The organism is Acidobacterium sp. FHG110202_01, assembly GCF_059115305.1.
This window is the reverse complement of record NZ_JBZYWJ010000006.1, coordinates 392,383-418,705: the sequence shown is the minus strand read 5'-3', so window position 1 is coordinate 418,705 and position 26,323 is coordinate 392,383. Positions and strand designations below refer to the sequence as shown.

Below are 26,323 nucleotides of genomic sequence, written 5' to 3'. Positions count from 1 at the left end.
CCAAGAGCGGCCACCGCATCACCATGGTCGACACCGCCGGTCAGGAAACCATCGCCATGGCCACCCCCTCGAGCAACCGCCTGGTCATGACCGAAAAGACCAACGAAACCGGCCGTCCCGCCATCGCCCTCGAAACCACAGGCGACATCATCCTCAGCGCCCCCAACGGCCGTATCCACTTCCTGTCCCAACTCCATTCCAAAGAAGTCGGGAGTGGCGGGGGTGGCGCAGGAGGTGGATCAGGTGCAGCCGCAACTGCAGCCCCTCCACCGGCATCAACAGTTGTTCCTGTCGCCGCACCAGTCAGCAGTGCATCAAACTTAAAAGAAACGGATTATGATGGCACTCTCATCGGGAATAACTGTCAGCCGCTCACGCAAAAGTTGAAACCGGGCGAACGCCTGAGCGATCAACAGATCAAAAGCGCTTGGAATTCGGCCTACGTCTCAAATTCTCCCTGTTGTCAGGCAAAACGCGCATCTGGAGCAGCCGCTAAGCACATCATCTATGTAAATGGAATACGCACAGACAAAGCTGGGCAATGTGAGACGCTGAAACGCATCGCCAACCAGACCTGTGCCCAGGTCCTTGGTGTACATAATTCGACAGATGGCACGATGTCAGATTTGTGGCAATCAAAGGAAGACAAGTCCTTGATCAGCCAGGCGCGAGCAGGCAGGCCCTTTGCAATGCACGATGGGCGAAACCCCGCAGTTGATTCATTGAGCGATGTAATTTACAACTCGACGCTTGACGGTGACCCTCCGGAAGTCTGGGCACATAGTCAAGGCGGGGCGATAGCAAGTTTAGCATCTTATGATGCCAATAACGAACTTATCAAAGGTGGCTATTCACAGGGTGTTTCGGGAATCGATGTGACTAGCTTTGGCTCCGCTGCACAGAACTGGCCTTCAAGTCTCAACGGACAGCATTTCATCAATATCCGCGACCTCACTCCAATGGAAACTGGGCTCGGAGGCAATCCCGTGACAGACTCGTCCAACGTTGGGCCCAATCAGCAGGTGATTCGTTTTCAGGGCGACCCTGGCTCGCAGGATCCAGCTATGCTGAGTGCTCAACAACTGGCGGACATGAATAAAACGATTACAGTTGACCCTAATAGTGGAATACCAGTCAACGAAATGCCCCCGCTGAGCATGACAGCCTATCACGATATCAATACCACCTATCTGAATGCAGTACGAAAGGTGGACGGGGGGTGTTCTCCTGATGGGAATTAACAAGAGAAAACGGAGACTCGGACTAGCAGCAGCGCTATTGGTTGTAGTCGCTACAGGAGTGATCTATTGGACAGGAGGGTTCGATCGCGTGAAAGCTGCAACAAGTACAGGCAAGGATAAAGCACAAGCTTTAATAGCTGCGTACGCCAAACACGTAGGCGCTCACGATACAGTCCATCAGACTTTGGATGAAAATAACGACCGCTCCTTTGGTGATTTTGGATTTCACTATTTTCCTGACCGAGATGCGCTCGAAGCGCGTATTTTCATTGTCAGATCTCATATCAAAGATCGGCCGGACCGTGCTCAATTTGAGCGAAAAGTCGATGCAGGGCTAAATGATCCTAAAATTGGCGGAATGTATGACCGCGGTGGCGGCAATTTCCGTTTGGATGAAGATAAGCAAATCCTGTTTCTGGTGAAGGAGTACAGGATTTCGGAAATTTCTTCATCCGAGTTCATTAAAGATGTGGACAATCTAAATGCACTCAGCGGCATTTGGGTAACAAGCTGGTTTGCACATGCAGCTCGACAAAGCTATGGAGCAGAACCACCGCCCACGCGTTTTGTTGACCGCGAGCATAACCCCTATGGAACTCACTGAGATCAGTAGTCACATCCTGTGAACCGCATAGCAATTCCCAGTCTCGGCTCTATCCTCTTCATTCTCTCGGTCCTTTGGTGGTGACAGGAGGATTGGACAAGGTGATAGCAGCCAATAGTAGCGGTCGGCCAAAGGCGGAGGCGTTGATAACCACGTACGCAAAACATGTGGGCGCGCATGACACAATCCACCAAATGCTTGATGCAGACAATGACCGCTCTTTTGGTGATTTTGGGTTTCACTAGTTCCCTGAACGCGATGTTCTGCAGGCAAGAGTTTATATCGTTAAGTCCGACTTGAAGGACAGACCAGATCGTGCTCAATTTGAAAGAAAGGGTGGATGCTGGCCTAAATGACCCAAAAATCGGCGGCATGTACGATCGCGGTGGCGGCTATTTTTATCTGGATGAAGAGAAGCAGATACTTTTTCTGGTAAAGGACTACAAGATTTCTGAAGTCTCTTCGCCGGAATTTATTAAGGATATTGACAATCTCAATGTCTTGGGTGGCATTTGGGTCACCAGTTGGTTTGCACATGCTGACCAGAGCTTGGGCGCTGAGCCATTGCCGACGTAACGAATTATCTGAGAAAACGATCTCTATCTATAAGAGATAAATTAGTGCAACAAAATAAGGCATGCTGGTCATTCTTATCGCTTGCCTTTCTTAGCATTTCGCTTCAATGTCCCAATAAACTCACAGACCTACAGGTTTTCTGATCCTCAGCAATTGAAAATGGCTCACACCCGAGCCAGCGAAGCTGGAGAAAGTCCTGGCAGCCGCAAGGATTTTCTCTTGTCAAGCTTTGAATTCCGAAGTCAACGTAGCATCAGCTTCCGACGCTCATGAACGCAGTTGCTCTCATCGAGAGCAACTGCGTTGCTTAAAATAAGCTCAGCAGCCTGCGATTGCTGAGTTTCTGATGGAGATATAAGTGAAAGTAAGTAGACGAGCATTCAATTATGGATTAGCTGCCACCGCTCTTAATGGCTCACGAGTATTGGCAAGTGCGGCTTCCGCGAGTGCGCGTAAGCCTCTGTTGCAATTGCAGCAGGATTTCCTGGCTCTTCGGTTTGGCATGTTTATTCATCTCAACATGGCAACTTTTGAACAGCGTGAGTGGGGCGATGCAAAAGCATCTCCGAAGATTTTCAATCCTGCTCACCTCGACACCGATCAATGGGCGGATGCCGCCCGTTCTGCAAATATGGGATACGGATGCTTGACGACAAAACATCACGATGGCTTTTGTCTCTGGCCAACAGCTACAAGCAGTCCTAATGTGATGAATTCTTCGTTTCCCCATGACATCGTGCGATCTTATGTTGATTCCTTTCGCCGCAAAGAACTGAAGGTCTGTCTTTATTTTTCCATTCTTGATCTGCGTGCTGATATCCGTGCCTACCAGGTCAATACAGAGAAGATCGATCTGATCAAGACTCAACTGACAGAATTACTGACGAACTACGGAGAGATTACGGCGCTGATCATCGATGGTTGGAGCGCAGCGTGGTCTCGGATTTATTACGATCAGCTTCCGTTTCGCACGGTCTATGATCATGTGAAGAGCCTGCAACCAAACTGCCTCGTGGCCGACCACAACTTCGGCAGCTATCCTGTTGCGCTGATGTACTACACGGACATCAAAGAATACGAACAACATGCGGGCCAGGTGATTCCTCAAGAGAGTATGATCCCGTCGCAGTCAGGTACCACCCTGCAGAGCGATTGGTTCTGGAAGAAGGAATACCCTGCGCAGGCTCTTCGGCCTGCCAAGCAAATTGTGGATGAGTGGCTTGTACCTTTCAATGAACGGCACTCCAATTTGATTTTGAATGTAGCTCCGAATACAGATGGAAGATTTGATGACAATGCCGTCTCTCGGTTGGCCGAAGTAGGCAAGCTATGGAAGAATTTCGGTCCTGCTCCGAAGATCGAAAAATCCATTCAGATCACGACGCCGAATCTTGCATTTGCACAGCCGAGCTTCGCGAGCAGCATCGAGGATACATCAGGACCGGATCTCGCAAATGACAATAACTTTCGTTCTGCATGGACTGCCGATGTCGGACACGCTGATGGGTGGGTTGAAGTCAACCTCAAGAAATCGACTCGATTCAATACTGTAACGATCGTCGCTCGTGGACGGCAGGATGAAAAGGAAGTGCGTTCGATCAGCAGTTACAGCGTGCAGTATTGGCGCGATGGAAGCTGGCGTGAAATAACGAAGTCTGCCAGGGCAGGAATTTCGCAGGTGCATCAGTTCCAAGCGCTGGAAGCGACGCGAGTGCGTATTACCGCGACCGGAGTTGATGGTAAGCCTCCAAGCCTCACTGAGTTTGGAATCTACAATGAGCCGATTGCCTGAATAGAGTGTTCATGACTTGATGCCGAAGGGAATTTCGCCTCAGCATAGGCAAAGCGGCAGCCACTTTGAATCGCGGCTGCCGCCTCTCATTAGATTGTTCGAATAAGATCGAGCTGAGTAAGCGCAGTCACACCATCATCCAGTCCGATTTCCTCGGCGATTTTACCGTTCTCAATGCGAAGAACGGTAGTCCCCGTGAAATGCATCTTACGACCGCTGTTGGCGGGTAACGAACCGGCGAGGAAATCACTGAAGGCAGGTCCGGTATGCGTGCCGCCGCCCTCCCAACGACCGACAACATAGTCGCCTTCAGCAATGAGATCCGCTGTACCCCAGAAGTTGAGATCAGGGAATGCCTCACGGAATCCGCTCATGAATGCCTTGATATCCTCATGGCCGCGGCGCGACTCGTGCAGAGAATATTGCAGTAACATGTTGGGAGCGGCAAGTTCATCAACGATACTGAGATTCACTTTTGATCCCCAAAAATCCGTAAACCAACGTCCTACGAGAGCTTTGTTCTGTTCTTCCTTCGACATCGTCGTATTCCTTTTCGTAGCTGAGATTGCAGAGACATGGTGTCATTCTGCAAATCAGAACCTAATCAGTGGCGTATCGAATGGCACTCCGAATCTTGGCCTCAAATTCAGTAAAACTCTGCGGACGCGTCTAATTGAGCTGGCTAGAGAGTAAATTTGAAAGCAAAAACCGGAGTGTTCCAGATCGCAAACCCGATAACATTACTACTGAAAAAAGGAACGGACTCAATGATCTCCGATCGAGTGATTATGATGAAGCCACAAGCTAGTGCCGCCGAGATGTTCGCGTGAGCGACGAGGAGTTGCGTCCAGGAGAGCGCTTTCCCATGTTGCGCAAAGTCTTCTATCTTTCATAGAGTGTCTTGGCAGGGCTGTTCACTGTCTCAAGGAGAAAATATCCGTGACATTTGTGAAGCTGATGTTCACGACTGTAACCAGTGTTCTCACTATGCCGTTTCTCGCATGGTCTCAACTAACCGCCGAAAAGCCGAATGTTGTCACCATTGACTGGAACAAGACCGTCATCGTTTCCAGGTCGACGCCGACGCTTCAGGTAGTTGTCAATCCCATGCTGCGCGCTGGATCGCCGATCCACGACGGATCCTTTGAAGCACTGAAAAAACTGGGTGCGGATTATGTCCGCTACGTGCCCTGGGAGCCTTATCCGAGACTCGCGGTCGCAGAACTGGAACCGCCGACAAAGACTGCCACTTCCTGGGATTTCCGGCTGATTGACCCGATGACCAGGGATTTCATGGAAGCGACGAGCGGTCATTCCACCGTGATGAATTTCAGTACTATTCCGAGCTGGCTCTTTAAGCTTGAGAAGCCAGTCGGCATTCCCGACGACCCGAATCAGGTGGTATGGGACTATACGCAGGGCACAGAGCTGAAGGATGCATCAGGCCGGGAATTAGGCGAGTATTATGCGCGCCTGGTGAGCTGGTATACCCGTGGCGGCTTTGTCGACGAGAACGGCAAGGAACATAAGTCCGGGTACCACTATAGCTTTCCAGTCTGGGAGGTTCTGAACGAAGTCGACTTCGAGCATCATATGACTCCTGAGATTTATACCCAGCGTTACGACGCCATTGTTGCTGCGATTCACAAGGTCAGTCCGGAGACAAAATTTATGGGCCTGGCTCTTGCCGCGCCGCAGAATGCACCGGAGTGGTTCACATATTTCCTTGATCACTCCCATCATCAGTCCGGTATCCCGCTCGACTATATCTCGTATCATTTTTACGCGACGCCTTCACTTGACCAGGGAATCGACAACTGGCAGTACACGTTTTTTGACCAGGCTGACCGATTTCTTACGAATGTTCGCTTCGTTGAGGCGATTCGCAAGCGGCTGTCTCCGGAAACGAAGACCGATCTTGATGAACTGGGAGTCATTCTTCCCACGGATGGGCTGGAAATAGACGACCATGGTCATGCGCATCCCGATCACATTCCGGCCCTTTACTGGAATGCAGCAGGAGCGCTTTATGCCTACCTCTTCGTTGAGTTGTCAAAACAGGGCATTGATATCATCGGCGAATCCCAACTGGTCGGTTATCCTTCGCAGTACCCGAGTGTCTCCATGATGAACTGGAAGAATAGCAAGCCTAATGCAAGATACTGGGTCCTGAAGCTGATCAAGGACAACTTCCATTCCGGAGATAAGCTCGTTGACACAAAACTTGCCGGCGGGAGTAATGCAGAAGGGCAGGGCTTCGAGACGCAAGAAGGACACAAGCTCCTGCTGCTGAACAAGAGGAACCGCAATGCTGTTGTTACTCTGCCGAAGGATGTGACAAGCTATACCGTTTCTGTTGTCGATGGCACTACAGGTGATGATGCGCCGAAAACATCGCAGGGCAGTGAGCAGACTCTCACGCTTTCTCCGTTTGCCGTAGCTGTGGTGAGTTGGAAATAGCCTTCTGAAGATTGGAGACGATGATTGCATTCACCACTTCGAGTAGCATTGTGTGGGATAGGGCTGGAAGCCTACTGGGAGCAGTTCAATGGCCTGCGCGCTCAGCTTGAGGGTTACGTTGGGCAGGTTGCTGAACTGCTCACGCAGACCGAAGTAGAGTTCGTTTCCCTGGGGCTTGTAGATACTCCCGAACGTGCTCGCGAAGCCGGGCGGCAATGCCGGCAGTCAAATGCCGATGTGCTTTTTCTCTACGTGACCACATACGCGCTTTCAAGCACAGTGCTGCCTCTGGTGCAACGGGCAGGTGTGCCGGTCATCGTACTGAACCTCCAGCCGCGTGCCGCCATCGATTACGCCGAATTTAATAGCCTTCCCGATCGGACAAAGATGACAGGCCACTGGCTTGCTTATTGTTCATCTTGTCCCGTTCCGGAGATCGCCAACGTACTGCAGAGGGCTCGGATACCGTTTCATCAAGTTACAGGCGTGCTTGACGAAGAAGTGACCCGCAGGCAGATCGAAGAATGGATTGCCGCAGCCAGGGTGCGATCGATTCTCTCCGAGAACCGTCTTGGGCTGATGGGGCATTACTACAGTGGAATGCTAGATGTCGCCACTGACATCACGCAGATATCCATCACCTTCGGCACACACATTGAGATGCTTGAGGTCGACGAACTGAGCAGCCTGCGTGCTCTTGTATCCGGTGTAGATACACGTAAACGGGTGCAGCTCATCCATGAGCATTTCGATGTGCAGGCCGACTGTTCCGAGTATGAACTGGAACGCGCAGCCCGCACTTCAGCGGCGCTCGATCGCTTTGTGGAACAGCATGCGCTTCAATCGATGGCTTACTACTACAAAGGCAGCGGCAATGAGGCAAACGAAGACACGATGAGCTCCATCATCCTCGGCACCTCGCTGCTGACGGCGCGACATATACCCGTTGCCGGCGAGTACGAAGTCAAGAATGCCATCGCGATGAAGATCCTAGATGCATTCGACGCCGGAGGATCGTTCACCGAATACTACGCGATGGACTTCAACGACGACATTGTCCTGATGGGACACGATGGTCCTGGCCACACGGCCATCGCGCAAGGCAAAACCAAAGTTCGCCCATTAGACGTTTATCATGGCAAGGTTGGCCGCGGGCTTTCTGTCGAAATGTCTGTGCGCTATGGCCCGGTGACTCTGCTCTCTGTTGTGGAAGACCGGGAGCACGGCTTCAAACTTCTCGCTGCGCAGGGGGAATGCGAAGAGGGCCCCACGCTGGCGATCGGCAACACCAACAGCCGTTATCGCTTTCCTATCGGCGCGCGGAATTTTGTGGAGCGGTGGAATGAACAGGGCCCGGCGCACCATTGTGCCGTTGGCATTGGGCACATGGCCGGCAGGATTGAAAAGCTTGCCCGGTTGCTGGCTATTCCTTTCGTGCAGGTGTGCTGACCGAATCGAGTTGCTGCGGCGTAACTTCGAGCCCGGAAGCGCCCAATCCAACCAGCGGTTTATGGTTTCTGAGCCGCTCGAATTCGGCCAGTGCATGCTTCTGCTCATCACTGTGACCCAGGGCGCGTTCGGCCTGTGCCAGCCTGTACCATGCGACGGAATCCTCGGGATCAAGCACGAGAGCCTTCTCGAGATGCGTTCGCGCAAGAGACGGATCATTCTGCAGCACTGTGGCTGCGAGGCCAACATGGGCTTCTTCGAAGTTGGGATAGTGATCGATGGCCTGCTGAAAGTATTTGCGGGCCTCTTCTTCCTGCCCTTGCTTGCGATTGATTTCTGCCAGCTCGTAAGCTGCATTGGCATTGGACGGATCCACTTCCAGTTCCTGCTGAAATTCTGCCATTGCATCCGCAGAGCTCTTCGGATCGCTGCTGCCTGCTCCGCGTGCAAGCAGAGCTCTTCCAATGCGAAAGTGGATATTCGGTTTTGCCAGATCAAGCTTTAATACTTCGCGATAATCTTTGACAGCTTCATCCGTGTCACCCTGGCTCTCGTGCGCCTCTCCCGCGGCCAGTAAGCCCCATATGGAATTGGGAGCGGTCTCAAAGAGCTTCTGAGCCGCCAGAAACGCCTCGTTGCCAAAAACCTTGCTTGAGTAGTACAGGACTTCCGGGTCTTCTGGATATGCGTGTTGCAGCTCAAGCGCGGTCTCGATCGCTTTGGCATTGTTATGCATCGATGTATGTGCCCTCTCCAGGCGAAGGCCGCACATCCGCCGCAATTCTGAATCAGAAGTTTGCCGAAAGCCCCTTTCCAGCCCTGGGATTGCCTGCTGAAATTGCCCCTGTTCTGAGAGCACCATGGCGAGCAGTGAATCAACGCGGGGCAGATTCGGCTTTAGCTCAAGCGCACGACGGAGCTCCGGCGCTGCCCGGTCAAACTTTCCCTCTTTGAAGTAAAGGACGCCGAGCGTGACGTGAATCTCAGCCATCCCCGGTTCCAGTTTTTCCAGCCGTTCATAAGCCCGCTCGGCGTCGGCATAGCGTCCCGCCTGCAATGCAGCTTGGCCTTGTTGTGCGAGCGTCTGTTCCTCATCGGCTGAAACCTGTGCCCAGGCCGATTGCGCACACGCGCATAGAATGATGGCCACCCCTGTCTTGACGGTGTTCCAATTCATAGCCGCGAGTCTACCCTCAAAAATAAAGGGTCCGCCATAGATACTTGACAGACCCTTTGAGGGAGGCACAATCAGAAGGTAATTTTTCCGCCGAGCTGCAGAATGCGCCCGGGCCGTGCAGAGGTGATGCGTCCAAAGTTTGTGTTTGTACTGGGCGGCTGATCATTCACGTTCCGGTCGACCGCGCCCGTTCCCGGGCCGCCCGCAGCCGCCGTAGGCGAGGCAGGATCCACTCCCCACTGCGTATGGTTGAAGGTGTTGAATGATTCGAGGCGCAGCTGGAAGTTCACCCTTTCACTGAAGGCGAAGTTTTTCGCCAGTCCCATGTCCCAGTTGTTGATTCCGGGCTCACGCAGAATATTTCTTCCGCTGTTGCCGAATGCTCCAGCCAGCGGCTGAGCAAATGCGGCGGTGTTAAACCACTCATTTACATTTTTGTGAAAGCCTGAATTTGGCTTGCCTACTAGGTCGGCGCGTTGGTTATGGGCTTCGAGCAATCCAAAGTTGTCATTTGCCTGTACTGAGAATGGGAAACCCTTCTGGAAAGTAGCAATCCCGGTAAGCTGCCATCCGCCGATGGCAAGATCCTCGGCCTTGTTTGCATTGCCCAGCAGCCGCTTCCCCCGCCCGATGGGGAGATTTGCGACATAGCTGACGACAAAACGCTGGCCGACGTCAAAGTCCGAGCGGGCATAATCGAGCTGAGGATTGTGATCGTCCATGTGTCCCGCATAGCCATTGGTTGCGCCAATGCCGGCAGCCGCCGATTTATCATCCATGCTCTTCGACCATGTATATACAGCAAGCAGAGCAAGATCGGTAGTGCGCCGTTCGAGTTTCACATTGCCGGCGTTGTAATTCGAGTAGCCATCCCAGCGGCTGTCGAGTGTGCCGGTTGTGTTGGTGAAGTTCGGATAGGGAACTCGTAACTGTGCCGGGCAGTCAGCTGCGGTAGGATCGGCCTGGCACAATACAGGATTCGCTGCCGGAAATGGCTGGTTGATGTTCGTGCGGTCGAGCAGGTGCGTACCTTTGTTGCCGACGTAGTTCACTTCGAGCGTGGTATTAGGCGCAAGCTCCCGCTGCACCGAGAAGGACCACTGCTGTACATAGGGATTGATGGGGTGTTCTGAAATGATGACGGCGATGAACTGGCTCCCTGCCGGATAGGTGGCGCCATTGTTCTTGCCCACAGCCACCGGGAGCAGAGTGCTGGTCACCGGAAACAGATTGTTTGTCAGCTTGGGAATAGTGGCGTCTGTTGTTGGCGAAAGGCTGGTGCGAATCACGAAGGGATACAGATCTCCGGAGTCATCAATCTCGCGCGTCTCTGACGAATCAAAGAAGACGCCATAGCCGCCGCGCACAACAGTCTTGTTGTCTTTGAAGGGGCGATAGGCAAATCCGAAGCGCGGCGCAAATGTTTCATAGGAAGGATCGCGCGGATTATTGCGTCCGCAGTAACGGTAGAACCCATTGCCTGCCGGAGCGATGCCATCAGTCAAAAGTGCCTGTCGGGCAAAGCAGAGTCCGCCGCCGGCATTCTGAGTATCGACCCAGAACATCTTGTCGCTGGCTTCATAGGGAATCGTGCGAAAATCCCAGCGAATGCCAAGGTTCAGTGTCAGATTCGGCGTCGCCTTCCAGTCATCCTGGAAATACGGACCAATGTACTTGAAGTGATACTGGTTCAGGTTTCCCGGCTGCGATCCAGTCTGGCTGAATGGTCCGGGCTGGAAGGTGCTCGCGCCGTTATAGTAGCCAAGCAGAAAATCCGCTGTGGCATTGCCGCTTCCGCAGTAAGGTGTGGAGCAGTTGTTCGTGCCATTGTTACCGTTCTGGCTGATGGTCGTATTGTTGAAGCCATAGCTGCCGAGAAAATTAGTGGACAGGTCGCGCTTCTGAACCCACGTGCGGAAGTCGAAACCCATACTGAGTGAATGCCGCCCGTGCAGTATTGAGAATGAGTCGGCATACTCCCACATTGGTATATCGCTGGTGGTGGGGTTATTGCCGGGACTGCCGGCTGCGCCGCTGAGGTTCTGCAGGGAAATGTTCGGGTAGCCGCGTGCATAATCCGGCAGATCTGTGAAGATTCCAGTAAGGCCCAGTGCATCAACATCGGATTGCGGTGCCGGGCTGTCACCCTGAATCACAGTTGCTCCCAGAGAACCGACGCGAAAATTGTTGATGATGTTATGCCCGAGGGAAATCGTGTGAGAAATTTCCCAGCTCGTCGAGTTCTCCGAAAAGATATTCAATCCGGCAGGAACGGAAGTCGTGCTTGCAGTCTGCAGCGAATAGTCGGCCTTGGTATAGCGGAAAAAGACCGAGCCCCATTTCCCAATATTCTGATCGAGCCGGTAAGTCTGCTGATCGGTATCGTTCGGCAGATTCACGCTGAGGTGATAGTTGCCCAGGCAGTCGCTGGTAAAGCAGTTGGGAGCAGGAAAGAGCTTCGTTGTTACATTGGCCAGGTTGCTGAATCGGCCGGATGGAATCACATTCCCTGGAAATGGCTGTCCTGTTGTTGGATCAATTGGCATACACGGATTGCTGCTGTTCAAAGCGTTTGTGCAGTCTGCTGTTCCATAAGCAGGCAGATTGGACGCGGAGAAATTCCCGGAAAGCTGCGTCGGATCAGGAACATTCGAATAGGAGCTTGTGCCGTTGACGATTCTCCACCCTTCGTAATTCGCCAGAAAGAACGTCCTGTTGCGGCCGTCATAAATTTTCGGAATCCATACCGGACCATCGAGCACGTAACCAAACTGGTTCTGCCGCAGTTCCGGTTTCACCGGCTGAAAATGGGTGCTCGCATCGAACGCGTCGTTACGCGCAAATTCAAAGACCGAACCATGAAACTGGTTGCCGCCGCTCTTGCTGACGATGTTCACTTGATTTGCGCCGAAACCATATTCTGCCGAATAGGTTTCGCTCTGCACCTTGAATTCCTGGATCGCATCCTGCGACAGGATCACAGCCGGAGTATTTAGCGCCGTGTCAGTGTTCACCATGCCGTCGAGCGTATAGTTGTTCGATTCCGGGCGCGCGCCGTTGATGCTGATGGCATTGCCTTCGCCTTGCCGCATCTGGCCCTGCTCGCCGACCGTCTGTACAGCGCCGCCGCCAATAAAGAGCAGGTTGAGAAAATTTCGCCCGTTTAAGGGAAGCTGGTCCACCTGCTTCTGACTGACAAGCTGCGATACCGAGGATGTATCGGTATCAAGCGCCACAGCCCCCGCATTGACCTGAATTGTTTCAGCCGCTGTGCCCGGTTTCAGAACCGCATTTACGCGCGCCTGCTGCGCGACTACGAGCGTGATTTTGTTCACCATCTGGCTGCTGAACCCGGCCGCTTGTACATTCACCGAATACAGGCCGGGCTGCAGATCAGGAACGGAATAGTCTCCTGCCGCTGTCGTCTGTATCTGGTGTGAAACGCTGGTCGCCGTATTTGTAACGACTACGGTGGCATTTGGCACAACGGCTCCGGTCGAATCCGTTACTGTGCCCAGAATTGTGCCGCTGGCGCCGCCTTGGCCGTACGCTGCACAGGCAAGCCCGAGCATGACCATGAGGGTGCAAAGGGATTGAATGAAATTGCGAAACATCTGGCGCCTCCTCGATGAATTCTCTTGCACGGCGGGGCTGCAAGCCGGTAATGAAAACGGCTCGGGCCCTGCCCAGTGTTCGCCTTATTGCGGAAGCCTCGACGATCGGGTTCTTCCGGTCGGGCGAAACGTTATCGGCCTGCAATTGCAGTTGTCAAGAGGAAAAATAATTCTCAAATGAAACATCGTAGATGAGTTCATCAACGAAGACACACGTACTTAGATATACAAAATCGATTTTCCTGGCTTTCCTCATCTCGTAGCTTCTTTCCAAAAGAAAACTAGTTTTTCTTTCGGACTGTGCGTTCCCCGTGTTATGCTGCTCCCGTTTTGTGAAGTAGACGTGGGAGCGCAAACTAAAAAATGACGAAGAAATCCATTCCATTCATGGTGCTTATGGGAGCAGGCATTCTGCTCCTCTCTGCCAGCTCAGTTTTGGGACAGAACAGCTCTGATCCGCTGAAGAGCGGCTTCGAAGATCCACCCGAGAGTGCCCGCCCCAGGGTGTGGTGGCACTGGATGAACGGCAATATCACCAAGGAGGGCATCAAGCTCGACCTTGAATGGATGCATAGCGTCGGCCTAGCTGGCTTCCAGAACTTCGATGCCGCGCTTTCCACTCCTCAGGTTGTGGAGCACCGCCTGGCATACATGACGCCGGAATGGAAAGACGCCTTCCGTTACGCCACCACGCTTGCCGACCAGCTCGGCATGGAAGAAGCCATCGCGGGTTCTCCAGGCTGGAGCGAAACCGGTGGCCCATGGGTGCCGCCCGCACAGGGAATGAAGAAATACGTCTGGAGCGAAACCTACGCGGAAGGCGGTAAGCCGTTTACGGGCACGCTCACCCATCCGCCATCGAATACCGGAGCATTCCAGAATGTAGGCATCCGTGATCAAATCCCTGCTCCTGGTGGCGCAGAAGCTCCGCACTTCTATGCAGATGCCGCTGTCGTAGCGTTTCGCAAGCCTGCAGATGATGTTTCCATCGAGTCCCTCCATGCGAAAATCACTGCCAGCGCAGGTTCACCCGATATAGCCATGCTCAGTGATGGCGACCTTGAGAAGACTACGAAACTGCCAGTTCCAGCGCCGGGGCAGGACGCGTGGATTCAGTATGAATTTCCGCAGCCGGTAACGGTCCGCTCGCTCACCATTGCAACACAGGGCATTGATCGGATTACCGCTGCGGTGACCGGTATCACAAATCCTCAAAAATCCCTGGAAGCCAGCGATGACGGGCAGAACTTTCGCACCATCGTCGACGTTCCCGAAGGCGGGTCGCCCGAGCACACTGTTTCGTTCGCCCCGGTAAAGGCCAGGTTTTTCCGTGTCTCATTTAAGCGTGTTCCGCCGCCTCCTCCGCCGGCATGGGCAGTTGGTTTGGATCCAAAATCTCTGGGGTTGAGAGGAGAGGCTCCAACCGACTACCTTATCTCCGAGCTCGTGTTGCACCCCGGCTCTCGCGTCAACCGGTTTGAAGACAAGGCAGCCTTTACGCCTGTTCCCGATCTTTACGGATTCGCGACCCCATCTTTTTCCCGGAACGAGGCCATCGCGAAATCCAATGTCATCGACCTGACCTCGAAGATGAGCGCAGACGGCACCCTCAACTGGACGCCTCCTCCAGGCAAGTGGGTCGTGCTCCGCATTGGATACTCCTTGCTTGGTATTACCAACCATCCGGCAACTGCAGAAGCCACCGGTCTTGAAGTCGACAAGCTGAACCATACCTATGTGAAGAACTACATGGACCACTATCTGGACAGCTACAAGGAAACCGTCGGTGCTGATCTGATGGGCAAGCGCGGCATCCGGTATGTGATTACCGACAGCTGGGAGGCCGGCTCGCAGAACTGGACAGACGACATGATCGCCCAGTTCAAGAAGCGGCGCGGTTATGATCCCGCTCCGTGGCTTCCTGTCCTTGCCGGCTACGTCGTCGAAAGCTCTGAAGCGAGCGATGCGTTTCTGTGGGACTTCCGCAAGACCATTGGAGACCTCATCGCCGATGAGCATTACGGACAGGTGCAGGCATCTTTGCAGGAGCGCGGCATCGGTCACTATGGCGAATCGCACGAGAGCGAGCGCGCGTTTGTCGCCGACGGTATGGAGGTGAAGAAGCTTGCTGATATTCCAATGAGCGCCATGTGGACACAGACGCCCGGCGTAAACAAGGAGCAATATGGCTACAACGCCGATGATCGCGAGTCGGCATCCGTCGCGCATATCTATGGCCAGAATCTCGTCGCCGCCGAATCCTTGACCGCCGCTGCAGCTCCATGGGCGTGGTCGCCCGCTACGCTCAGGCCAACAGCTGACCAGGAGCTGCTGAATGGCATCAACCGCTTCGTGATCCACGAGTCGGCTCATCAGCCACTAGTGGGCAAAGCGCCTGGATTAACGCTTGGGCCATTCGGCCAGTGGTTCAACCGCAACGAAACCTGGGCGGACGAAGCCGGTCCATGGGTCAACTATCTGGCGCGCAGTAGCTACATGCTGCAACAGGGGCACTTCGGTGCAGACTTGGTCTATTTCTACGGGGAAGATTCTAACCTGACCGCCATCTTCGCCCATAAATCGCCGGATATCCCTGCAGGCTACGGCTTCGACTACATCAATGCCGACGGCCTGATCCACGAGTTGAGCGTGGCCGATGGCCGCATCAAGACGAAGAGCGGGATGAATTACCGCGTGCTTGGGCTCGATCCCTACAGCAAGCACATGTCATTGCCCGTGTTGCGCGCGATTCATAAGCTCGTCGAAGACGGCGCCGTTGTTGCGGGACCGAAACCAGACGACGACCCAAGCCTTGCTGACAACAATGCAGAATTTCGCAAGCTGAACGACGAGCTCTTCGGCAGCGGCACAGGCGTGCATCATGTCGGCAAAGGCACTGTGTATGCAGGCACGAGCCTCGCGGATGTGTTCCACGCGCTCAACCTCGCTCCCGATTTCGACTACACCAAACCCGAGAGTAACACGAGGATCCTCTTTGTTCATCGCAAACTGCCCGATGGAGATTTGTACTTCCTCGACAACCGGAGTGACAGCCCCACAAAAGTAGAAGCAACCTTCCGCATCGCAGGCCGCGCTCCGGAGCTCTGGTACGCAGAAACAGGAAAATCAAAACCTGCCTCCTACAGAATCGCCGACGATCGCACGACTGTGCCATTGCAGTTTGAGCCATGGGGCACAGTGTTCGTCGTTTTCCGGAAGCAGACAACGGAAGCCTCCCGTACACTGCCTGAGCCTGCCGAAACACAGCTTACTGCACTCGATGGACCATGGAAGGTCAATTTCCAGCCGGATCGCGGAGCGCCGCCATCCATCACGCTGCAGTCGCTGTCTTCCTGGAGCGACAACACAGAGCCCGGAGTGAAGTACTTCTCCGGCACAGGCACCTACACGAAGACCGTGCAGGCTTCTGCTGACTGGTTCAAGAAAGGCGCAACCTTGTGGATTGATCTGGGCGACGTCAAGAATCTGGCCGAGGTCAGCGTCAATGGCAAATCGCTGGGAGTCGTATGGCATACGCCGTATCGCGTCGATGCAACAGACGCTCTGAAGCCGGGAGCAAATGAGGTTACGATCAAGGTCACAAATGCATGGGTCAACCGCCTGATCGGCGATGAACAACCGGATGCGAAAACTAAATACACATTCGCTGACGTAAAACCATATAAGGCGAATTCGCCGCTGTTGCCTTCAGGCCTGCTGGGTCCTGTGCGCATCTATTCAGCTGCTACGCCCTAAGTGATTCAGTGTGTCTTAGGAACTTTGCTTACGATTTTCGGCCGTAAGCAAAGTTCTGCGCGACCTTATTGAAAACTCGGTTTGCTGTGGAATCGTTATCGGCTAGGTTGGTTCTCGCCGGTCAAAATGCGTCGCGTCCCCATGGGGCATCTTCATGGTTTAGGCGATGACAAGCTCACAACGGTATCGAAGTCGGCTTACGTCTCCATCGAGTTCGGGCAAATTTGATACTCGGCGATTTAGCTCTCTTTTCCCCGCTGGAACGGAACTACCAAAATGCAATGAAAAGCTTGCAGATTAGAATTTATTGAAAATATGTAGCTGACTCGCCATTATGATGGCGGACGTAGTAGCATCTAGAACGTATTCGTAGTTGGGTCCTGCTCTAAAGTCCATCCAAACGTTGCTGTCCCGCTGAGCTGCAGAAGCAACTGCAACTTCATTCCTACCGGGTCGCTCGCTCTTTTGCTCCAGGCTCGAAAAAGTTAGTCTCGGGTTTGCCGACGAGCGGTATCTATTCAAATAACCGTAACGCGAACCTGAGGGGCCTTGTTCAGCTTCTCGTTTCAGACCTGTCTCTCTTGATCTGCCGTTGGAAAAAATCAACGTTTTGCAGAGGTGAGGCTGGTGTCCCAAAAAATTTCTCCCCCACTGGGCTCCAACGATACGTCGTTTTCTGCCCTTTTGTGCAAAGATAGCGTGCAGCCTATCTTGCACCGCCTTCACAGCAGCCTTCAATCTTTCAGGTTCCAAAGCTGGTACAGCAGCGTTTTCATTGCGCTGACCTGCTGTCTTATTGTGACCGCTTCCGGTTGTGGCGTTTCACCGAATAGCCTGACAGGCAGTTCGGCCGCCAGCGCTTTGCTTGCTGTTTCTCCGAATGCTGTTAATTTCGGTAACGTGCCTGTAGGTCAGGCGGTCAGCAGCAAGGTTTCGCTTGTCAATTCCGGATCTGCGTCCGTAAGTGTTGCGTCACTGACCGTGGGCAGTCAAACTTTTTCTGTCAGCAGCCAGGGCAATCTTCCGGTTACCATCGCGCCGGGCGCAACGTACAGCGTGGATATAGGCTTTAAACCCGATGGCGGCGCGTACTATTCCGGAGAATTCACGGCGATGGATGCCTCGGCGAAGCCTCTGGCCAAGGCCTCGGTCAGCGGCGTGGGTCTGGCTGCGAACACTTCGCCCCAGTTGACTGTTGACCATGCGAGTCTGAATTTCGGAGAGGTGCCTGTCACCACATTCTCTGCAATGCAGCAACTTACTCTGACGTCTACGGGAACAGCTCCGGTTACGATTAATCGCGCGGCGCTTGCAGGAGCAGGCTTTATCATATCGGGAGCGAATTTCCCGCTTACTCTCAATCCGGGCCAGTCAACCAAGCTGCAATTGCAGTTCGGCCCGGCGGCGACTGGAGCAGTGACCGGTAGCCTTACGCTGTACTACACAGATGATAAAACTGCTACCGTAAGCCTGAGTGGAACGGGTACACCTGAGCCTGATTCACATTTGTCTGTCGGCTCCCAAAGCCTGGACTTTGGCGACGTGACGGTTGGCGCATCTTCGACGAAAAATGTCACTCTTATTTCTACAGGAACGGCTCCAGTTACTTTGTATTGGGCAACGCCTGCGGGTGCTGGCTTTAGTGTGCCCCAGGTAAAATCTCCAATTACTCTCAATCCGGGCCAATACACAACATTACCTGTCACATTCACCCCGGCATCAACCGAAGCAGCGACAGGAAGTCTCACTCTCTACTACTCAGATCACCAGGTTAATGTTGTCAGCTTGAGTGGTACTGGCACGTCAGCTCCTTCCGTGTTTCCAGAACTGACAATTAATCCAACGAACCTGAATTTTGGTGATGTGACGGTAGGATCGTCGTCCACCCAGCCGATTACACTCACCTCCAACGGAAAAGGTCCGCTGAGAATAAATTCAGTATCTGTGAATGGGACAGAATTCTCCATCTCAGGAGTGTCTTTCCCTGTCACGCTGAATCCGCACCAGTCCGTGACGCTGCAGGTACGATTCACTCCAACCGACACAGGTTCGAGCTCTGGCAATGTGGCCATCAGCAGCAACTCGGCTGCAAATGCAATGGCAACGGTCAACCTGAGCGGCACTGGAACACCCGCTCGAAGTCCACAATTATCCGTCAGTGCCGCCAGCCTGAACTTCGGCGATGTAACTCTAGGATCATCGTCTGCGCAGCCACTTACCCTGACATCGACGGGAACAGCTCCCGTGACAATTGATACAGCTGCCGTCACTGGTTCTGGATTCAGCATTACCGGAGCAACCTTCCCGCTCACTCTCAATCCGCGTCAGGCCGTGACGGTACATGTGCATTTCTCTCCTGCAACAACAGGCGCTACTAGAGGTCATCTGACGATTACCAGCAACTCATCTACTAATCCAATCGCAGCCATCAGCCTGAACGGCACAGGAGCGCCTGCTACCAGTCCGCAGCTGTCTCTCAGCGCTGCCAGCCTGAGCTTTGGAGATGTGACAGTTGGTACATCCACCACGCAGTCCCTCACTTTAACGTCCACCGGAACAGCTCCAGTCACGGTTAATTCTGCAAATGTGACAGGCACTGGATTCAGTGTTACAGGGGCAACCTTCCCACTGACTCTGAACCCACGCCAGACGGCGACGATCGAAGTGCGCTTCATACCTGGAGCAACTGGCGCTGTATCAGGACTGCTGACCATCGACAGCAATTCGTCCACGAATACGACGGCAACGGTTAACCTGAGCGGCACAGGAACTGCTGCCCCCAGCCCGCAATTGTCTGTCAAACCGGCAAGCCTGAGTTTTGGGAATGTGACAGCTGGTACATCTTCGACGCAGCCGCTAACGCTGACTTCCACCGGAACTGCCGCTGTAACCATTCGCTCAATCACAGTGTCAGGAGCGGAATTCGGCGCGTCTCAGGAATCCCTGCCGCTGACCCTGAATCCGAATCAGTCCGTTACCTTGAACGTGCAATTCGCTCCCACGGCAACCGGAGCTGTTACAGGCAGCGTGACCATTCACAGCAATTCCTCTACCAACGCGACGACAGCCGTCAGCCTGAGCGGAACAGGAACTGCAGCTTCAAGCCCGCAGCTCTCTCTCAGTGCCACCAGCCTGAGCTTCGGTAGCGAAACTGTCGGATCTCCAACAACCAAATCACTCACGCTGACCTCAACGGGAACAGCCGCCGTTACTGTCAATTCTGCTGCTGTGACTGGTACCGGATTCACCGTTTCCGGAGAAAGCTTCCCGCTCACACTCAATCCCGGACAGGCCGTAACCCTTGAAGTTCGGTTTGATCCAACAAATGTAGGAGCAGAGACCGGTCAGTTGACCATCAAGAGCAACTCCTCCACAAATGCAACTTCAACAGTCAGCCTGAGCGGCACTGGAGCTGCAGCTGCCAGCCCGCAATTGTCCATTAGCGCTGCTAGCCTGAGTTTTGGCAACGTAACAGTCGGCTCTTCGTCGACGCAGCCACTAACTCTAACTTCGATAGGGACAGCTCCAGTAACCATCAGCTCAGCCGGCATCACTGGTACGGGATTCAGTGTTTCCGGATCTACCTTCCCGCTTACCCTCAATCCTCAACAGTCAGTAACGCTGCATGTGCGCTTTACTCCGGCAACAACGGGAGCGGAATCCGGCACTCTGACTATTGAGAGCGATTCCGCAACGAGTGCCGCTGCCAGTGTGAGACTGAGCGGCACCGGCACCGCGGCTCCGAGTCCGCAGCTATCTATCAGCGCTGCCAGCCTGAGCTTTGGTAATGTAACCGTCGGCTCGTCATCCACACAGCCGCTCACTCTCACTTCAACCGGAACTGCCCCTGTTACGGTTACGTCGGCGGTTGTAAGCAATACCGGCTTTACAGTTTCAGGGACTGCATTTCCTCTCGCATTGAATCCGGGCCAGTCAGTAACGTTGCAGGTGCGGTTTGCTCCGACAGCGACCGGCACTGTATCGGGCACTTTGACGATTGACAGCGATTCTGCCACCAACGCAGCTGCTTCGGTGAGTTTGAGGGGTACTGGTGCCGCTGCCCCCAGCCCGCAACTATCAGTTAGTGCAGCCAGTCTGAGTTTTGGCAGCGTGACGCTGGGCTCTTCGTCCACACAGCCGCTTACGCTCACCTCAACCGGAACCGCAGCAGTAACTGTCAACTCCGCAAGTATTACTGGCACTGGCTTTAGTATCTCCGGCGCCACTTTCCCGCTTACGCTCAATCCCCAGCAATCTGTAACGCTGCAGGTAAAGTTCCAGCCAGCGAACACAGGAGCTGTTACTGGTCAGCTGACAATTGCCAGTAATTCCTCCACGAATGCCACGGTCGCAGTCAGCCTGAGTGGTACAGGCAAGGCCGCATCCAGCCCGCAATTATCAGTCAGTGCAGCCAGTCTGAGTTTTGGTAATGTGACGGTCGGATCTTCATCGAAACAACCGCTCACCCTTACTTCGACAGGGACAATCGCTGCAATCCTCAACTCCCTCACCTTGAGCGGTTCCGGCTTCAGTATCTCTCCAGAGTCTTTCCCGCTAACCCTGATTCCAGGTCAGGCTCTAACGATCGAAGTCGAATTTAGTCCGACTAAGACCGGTCCGGCCTCAAGCATACTGACGATCGGCAGTAATTCTTCCACGAATTCGAATGCGACAGTAAATCTGAGTGGTACCGGCACAGCCGCTACCAGCCCGCAGTTGTCAGTCAGTACAGCCAGTCTGAGCTTTGGCAACGTGACGGTCGGATCTTCAGCTACCCAGTCCCTTACGCTGACCTCGACCGGAACCGCGCCGGTAACTATCAATGCAGCAGATGTAACAGGCGTGGACTTCACTGTATCTGGAGAGAGTTTCCCGCTCACCCTCAATCCGCAACAGTCAGTAACGTTGCAGGTTCAGTTCTCACCGACTGCGGCAGGTGCGGTCACAGGACAACTCACAATCACCAGCAACTCCTCCACCAATGCAACTGCAGCAGTCAACCTTAGTGGTAGCGGCGTAGCTGCGGAAAGCCATGAAGTAGATCTCACATGGGCCGCTCCGACCAACTCGCCCGTCGCTGTCGTCGGTTATCACATCTACCGGGCAACCGGTACTGGATCGTTCGGGTTGTTGAATTCGTCTCTGGAAGCAACAACCGCTTATGTGGACACCGCGGTTCAAAGCGGTGTGAGTTATACCTATGAAGTGAAGAGCGTCGATGCCTCGGGGGTAGAAAGCAATCCATCGAACGTAGCCACCGTAACCATTCCCTGAAAACAAAAAGGGGAGGGATACGCGCAGCACTTTCCACCAAGTGCTGCACGCATCCCTCCCCGAGAAGATAGACGCAACAGAAATACAGGATTTAGTTGTTTGTTAAGGCCCCGCCCGAGAAAGATAGGATTTTGACTGTAGGTCCGCCGAAAATTGCGTCGGCGATTCCAGGCTGCCCAGTAGTGTACGTGCTATCCGTATAGCTCAACATCAGCACGTCATTGAAATAGATTCGGTGAGTCGCTCCTTGTGATTCCAGACGCAGTCGTCGTGGAGCCGTTCCAACATCCACGTCCGCCGCCGCCAGCTGGGTGAAGTTCAATCCGCTGACGTCATCAGTCCGATAGAGACGTACCTGTCCGGCATAAGCAATTGCCAGGTATCCGCTCCCATTGGATGTCCCCTGTACGCGCGTCATGACTCCGGGCCAGCTTGCCGTTCCCGGGTCCTGGTCGTAGGTGATCTCCGCATATTGATCAGTGCCCACAGCTGGAGCCACCAGCCGCGCTCCGCTGGTGGTTTGTGTCGTATAAACGCCGTTGTTCTTCTTGAGAACTGTCCACGATCCTGTCGTGGACCACATCCCATTTTCCGACAGTGGATCTTCGACTCCGGCAAAACTGCTGGTTATCGACGCGCCAGCACCCGATGTTCCCACTGAGAACGAGATCGTATAGTCGTCTGAGTTTGCATTGCCTGTCCCGTCTTGACAGCGCACATAGTAGTTGTAGGTGCCTCCATCCGCTAACCCCGTAATCAGTGTCGAGTGCGCCGTTCCTCCCGTGGTACTGAAGGTATTGGTCATCGACCCATACGCGATGCCTGTTGCAGTCGCATACCGGCATGCGGCATTTTCATCAGTGGCAAGGCTTAACGATGTCTGTGTAGTCCCCGATGCCAGCACGCCGCTCGGTTGTCCAGCGCTCCGCACCGGAGCAGTGCTATCTGATAATGAGCCGCCGGAGAATGTGAGAATCTTGACCGTGGGTCCACCGAAGATAGCATCGGCAATGCCGGGCTGCCCAGTACTATAGGTGCTATCGGTGTAGGTGAGCATCAGCGCACCGTTGAAATACATACGGTGAGTTGATCCCCGTGATTCGAGGCGCAACTTCCGCGGCGCCACACTCACATCCGTATTCGCCGACGCCAGTTGGGTGAAGTTCAGTCCACCGGTATCATCGGTCCGGTAGAGCCTCACTGCGCCCGCGTATGCGATCGCCAGATATCCGCTCCCGTTGGATGCTCCCTGCAAGCGTGTCATCACTCCGGGCCAGCTTGCCGTTCCCGGGTCCTGATCATAGGTAATTTCCGCATACTGATCTGCACCTGCCGGAGCCACCAGCCGCGCAGCGCTCGTGGTTTGCGTCGTGTACACGCCGTTATTCTTCTTTAAGGCTGTCCATGATCCGGTCGTGGCCCACATCCCGTTCTCGGAGAGCGGATCTTCTGTTCCTGCGAAGCTGCTGCTAACGGTTGTTCCCGTTCCGCCATCAGAGCTTCCCACCAGGAAGGCGATTACATAATCATCCGGATTTGTATTTCCCGCAGCGTCCTGGCAGCGCACGTAGTAGCTGTAGCTGGTTCCATCCACGAGTCCTGCCACTACTACTGACTGCGATGTACTGCCCGCGCCGCTGAACGCATTTGTCATGGAATCGTATGCCACACCAGCAGTCGTCGCATATCGGCATGTCGCATTTTCATCTGTCGTTAGACGCAGCATCGTCTGACTTGTTCCCGCAGCCACCACTCCAGTTGGCTGCCCGCCACTTCGTTGTGGAGGTGTCGTATCGCCGACTCCACCGGGATCAGAACCAGAACCGGATAGCGCGCCACCTATAAAGGAGAGGATCTTGACCGTAGGTCCACCAAAAAGGGCATCAGCAATACCAGGTTGCCCTGTAGTGTATGTGCTGTCGACGTAGGTCAGCATCAGTACACCGTTGAAATACACACGATGCGTTGATCCTTGCGATTCGAGGCGTAGCTGCCGTGGCGCTGTTCCCACACTCGCATTTGCCGATGCAAGCTGAGAGAAGCTTAGTCCGCTCACGTCATCGGTCCTGTACAGTCGCACCTGCCCTGCATAGGCGATCGCCAGATATCCGCTCCCATTCGTTGGGCCCTGCACCCGCGTCATCACTCCAGGCCAGCTTGATGCTCCGGGATCCTGATCGTAGGTGATTTCGGCAAACTGATCGGTGCCGGTCACAGGCGTTACCAGACGTGCTCCGCCGGTTGTGTCGGTCGTATACACGCCGTTGTTCTTCTTCAGACTGCTCCACGACCCCGGTTTGTCCCACATCCCGTTCTCAGATAGCGGATCCTCAACTCCACCGAAACTGCTGCTGCCTGTGCCACCGCTGCTGGCTGTTTCCACCGAGAAGCTGATTGCATAGTCGTCGAGGTTGACGTTGCCCGCACTGTCCTGGCACCGCACGGAATAGTTGTAGCTGCTTCCATCTGCCAGGCCCGTCACTAGTGTCGAGTGAGTAGTTCCTCCAGTGACGCTGAAAGTATTGGTCATCGACCCATAAGCCACACCTGCAGTCGTTGCATAGCGGCAGGTTGCATTTTCGCTTGTTGTCAGACTCAATGTTGTCTGTGTCGTCCCCGATGCCAGTACACTGCTCGGTTGTCCTTCGCTGCGCACCGGTGCCGTCGTATCGCCAGTTCCTCCACCGGTCAGCACGCCGCCAGTAAAGGACAGGATTTTGACCGTAGGTCCACCAAAGATGGCATCCGCAATGCCGGGCTGTCCCGTCGCGTATGTGCCGTCCGTATAACTCAGCATCAGCACGCTATTGAAGTACACACGATGTGTCGTTCCTTGCGATTCTAGCCGCAGCCGTCGCGGCGCCGCGCCCACACTCGCATTTGCCGATGCCAGCGCGGTGAAATTCAGCGACCCAGTGTCATCGACTCGATACAACTGTACTTCTCCTGCATATGCAATTGCGAGATAGCCACTCCCATTTGCCGAGCCCTGTACGCGGGTCATGACTCCTGGCCAGCTCGTGGAGCCTGGATCCTGATCATATGTGATCTCCGCGAACTGATCAGCGCCCACAGTCGGCATTGCCAGCCGCGCTGCGCTCGTAGTCTCTGTTGTGTAGACGCCGTTGTTTTTCTTCAGGGCCGTCCAGGACCCAGGGTCATCCCACCTTCCGTTTTCCGACAATGGATCTTCGACTCCGGAAAAGCTGCTGCTGATGTCTCCGTTGGCTGTTGCCACCGAGAAGGCGATTGCATAGTCATTAAAATTCGCGTTCCCCGCTCCGTCCTGGCAGCGCACATAGAAGCTGTAACTGCTCCCATCCACCAGTCCGGTCACTAATGTTGAATGCGTGGTTCCTCCAGTAGTGCTGAAGGTGTTCACCATCGTGCTGTACGCTACTCCGGCGCTTGACGCGTACCGGCATGTCGCGCTTCCGCTGGTCGTCAGGCTCAACGTTGCCTGAGTCGTTCCGGCCGGCAGTGTTCCTCCCGGCTGGCCATTGCTGCGTACGACAGCTTGGGCAGCAGGCAATGCATTAGCATCGAGATCTGTGACTGCACCATCCAGCCAGCCGCTGCCCCAGCTATGTTCCCGAACGCCACCCTGTACCCAGGTATGCGGAATGGAGGCCGCCGTCAATTGGTTATGCAGCTGTATCATGTCTGCGGTCCAGGCAGCCTGGTCTCCGCTGACCCATAGGCGATTTCGCTGCTGGAACGGCTGAGCGCTGCTCGATACAAGCGCAGGAATGTTATAGAGGTTGAAGTTTGCCTGTGTCCCAAAGTTTTCTGGTAAAGCAGAGAAGGCCGACAAATCGCTAAGTTGCGCAGGGGAATCCCACGCTGCTGCTGCGCTGAAAAGATCTGGATGGCGGAAAATAAGAAAGAGAACGCCATTTCCAGACTTGCTGAATCCGATCAGATAGTGTTGCGGAATGTCATTGCCTTGCGCAAATGCGTCGCCAAATGGAAGCAGATCGTTGATGATGAAACTCTCCATCCGGTGTGTAGGGTCATCAACGTTATCTCCATACCACGGCTCATAGTTAAAGGATGGAGAAATGAGCGTCATGTTGAAGCGATTGGGCACATCAAGCAATCGCAGCTCTTCCAGCCCGTCACTCCACATCGACGTCAGATCCTTAACCCCCTGATCTACAGGCAACACATATAGAAATCGCCGAGGCTTTCCCGGCACTGGATTCGTCGGCTCAAGCACGCGAATGATTTGCTGCTGCGACCCCTGATAGATAGACGTCACGGGATAATACTTCACTCCGTTGGCGTCAACTGTAGGAGTCCCGACGGTCATTGCTGGCGCGTTGCTTTGCGCATGGACCAAAGGTGCGATCACGGCCAGGCCCAGCAACAAACAGATCG

At 54.2% G+C, this 26,323-nt stretch carries 11 protein-coding genes and 1 pseudogene; 8 read left to right on the top strand and 4 right to left on the bottom strand.

Annotation, left to right across the window (positions count from 1 at the left end; all coding sequences use genetic code 11):
- From AC5S16_RS15265 to AC5S16_RS15250, 4 genes and pseudogenes are all read left to right on the top strand, one after another.
- Positions 1–1,241: pseudogene (locus tag AC5S16_RS15265) on the top strand (hypothetical protein); the annotation flags it as partial.
- Positions 1,242–1,329: 88 nt separating this feature from the next.
- Positions 1,330–1,845, top strand: coding sequence for a hypothetical protein (locus AC5S16_RS15260; RefSeq protein WP_493930942.1), 516 nt, complete (start codon positions 1,330–1,332; stop codon positions 1,843–1,845).
- A gap of 315 nt (positions 1,846–2,160) precedes the next feature.
- A complete protein-coding gene (locus AC5S16_RS15255) occupies positions 2,161–2,421 on the top strand; it encodes a hypothetical protein (RefSeq protein WP_493930941.1) in 261 nt (86 codons plus the stop codon).
- Between the two features lie 358 nt (positions 2,422–2,779).
- Positions 2,780–4,213 (top strand): alpha-L-fucosidase, encoded by a 1,434-nt coding sequence (locus AC5S16_RS15250; RefSeq protein WP_493930940.1) that lies wholly within the window; start codon positions 2,780–2,782, stop codon positions 4,211–4,213.
- A gap of 89 nt (positions 4,214–4,302) precedes the next feature.
- Here the strand turns inward: AC5S16_RS15250 and AC5S16_RS15245 are convergent, their stop codons facing one another.
- On the bottom strand, positions 4,303–4,752 hold the full coding sequence (locus AC5S16_RS15245; RefSeq protein WP_493930939.1) for an ester cyclase: 450 nt from the start codon (positions 4,750–4,752) through the stop codon (positions 4,303–4,305).
- Positions 4,753–5,152: 400 nt separating this feature from the next.
- Between AC5S16_RS15245 and AC5S16_RS15240 the strand changes: the two genes are divergently transcribed.
- Entirely contained in the window at positions 5,153–6,673 is a 1,521-nt protein-coding gene (locus tag AC5S16_RS15240) for a GH39 family glycosyl hydrolase (RefSeq protein ID WP_493930938.1), read from the top strand.
- A 24-nt stretch (positions 6,674–6,697) separates the two neighbouring features.
- On the top strand, positions 6,698–8,122 hold the full coding sequence (locus AC5S16_RS15235) for an arabinose isomerase (RefSeq protein WP_493930937.1): 1,425 nt from the start codon (positions 6,698–6,700) through the stop codon (positions 8,120–8,122).
- Here AC5S16_RS15235 and AC5S16_RS15230 read toward each other — a convergent pair.
- Together AC5S16_RS15230 and AC5S16_RS15225 are read right to left on the bottom strand one after the other, a co-directional pair.
- On the bottom strand, positions 8,097–9,299 hold the full coding sequence (locus AC5S16_RS15230) for a tetratricopeptide repeat protein (RefSeq protein ID WP_493930936.1): 1,203 nt from the start codon (positions 9,297–9,299) through the stop codon (positions 8,097–8,099). The genes AC5S16_RS15235 and AC5S16_RS15230 overlap by 26 nt on opposite strands.
- A gap of 71 nt (positions 9,300–9,370) precedes the next feature.
- Positions 9,371–12,913 carry a TonB-dependent receptor gene (locus AC5S16_RS15225; protein WP_493930935.1) on the bottom strand — a complete coding sequence of 1,181 codons (3,543 nt, stop codon included), beginning with the start codon at positions 12,911–12,913 and terminating at the stop codon, positions 9,371–9,373.
- Positions 12,914–13,276: 363 nt separating this feature from the next.
- On the opposite strand from AC5S16_RS15225, the gene AC5S16_RS15220 reads away from it, so the two are divergent.
- Together AC5S16_RS15220 and AC5S16_RS15215 are read left to right on the top strand one after the other, a co-directional pair.
- A complete protein-coding gene (locus tag AC5S16_RS15220; protein ID WP_493930934.1) occupies positions 13,277–16,669 on the top strand; it encodes a glycosyl hydrolase in 3,393 nt (1,130 codons plus the stop codon).
- Positions 16,670–17,467: 798 nt separating this feature from the next.
- Positions 17,468–21,943, top strand: coding sequence for a beta strand repeat-containing protein (locus AC5S16_RS15215; protein WP_493930933.1), 4,476 nt, complete (start codon positions 17,468–17,470; stop codon positions 21,941–21,943).
- Positions 21,944–22,034: 91 nt separating this feature from the next.
- Here AC5S16_RS15215 and AC5S16_RS15210 read toward each other — a convergent pair whose 3' ends face one another.
- Positions 22,035–26,297, bottom strand: coding sequence for an alpha/beta hydrolase-fold protein (locus tag AC5S16_RS15210; protein ID WP_493930932.1), 4,263 nt, complete (start codon positions 26,295–26,297; stop codon positions 22,035–22,037).
- Between the last annotated feature and the right edge of the window lie 26 nt (positions 26,298–26,323).

Bases quoted from the DNA above. Each gene is read 5' to 3' on its own strand.
- AC5S16_RS15245 (WP_493930939.1), bottom strand. From the start codon at position 4,752: ATGTCGAAGGAAGAACAGAACAAAGCTCTCGTAGGACGTTGGTTTACG.
- AC5S16_RS15230 (WP_493930936.1), bottom strand. From the start codon at position 9,299: ATGAATTGGAACACCGTCAAGACAGGGGTGGCCATCATTCTATGCGCG.
- AC5S16_RS15225 (WP_493930935.1), bottom strand. From the start codon at position 12,913: ATGTTTCGCAATTTCATTCAATCCCTTTGCACCCTCATGGTCATGCTC.
- AC5S16_RS15220 (WP_493930934.1), top strand. From the start codon at position 13,277: ATGACGAAGAAATCCATTCCATTCATGGTGCTTATGGGAGCAGGCATT.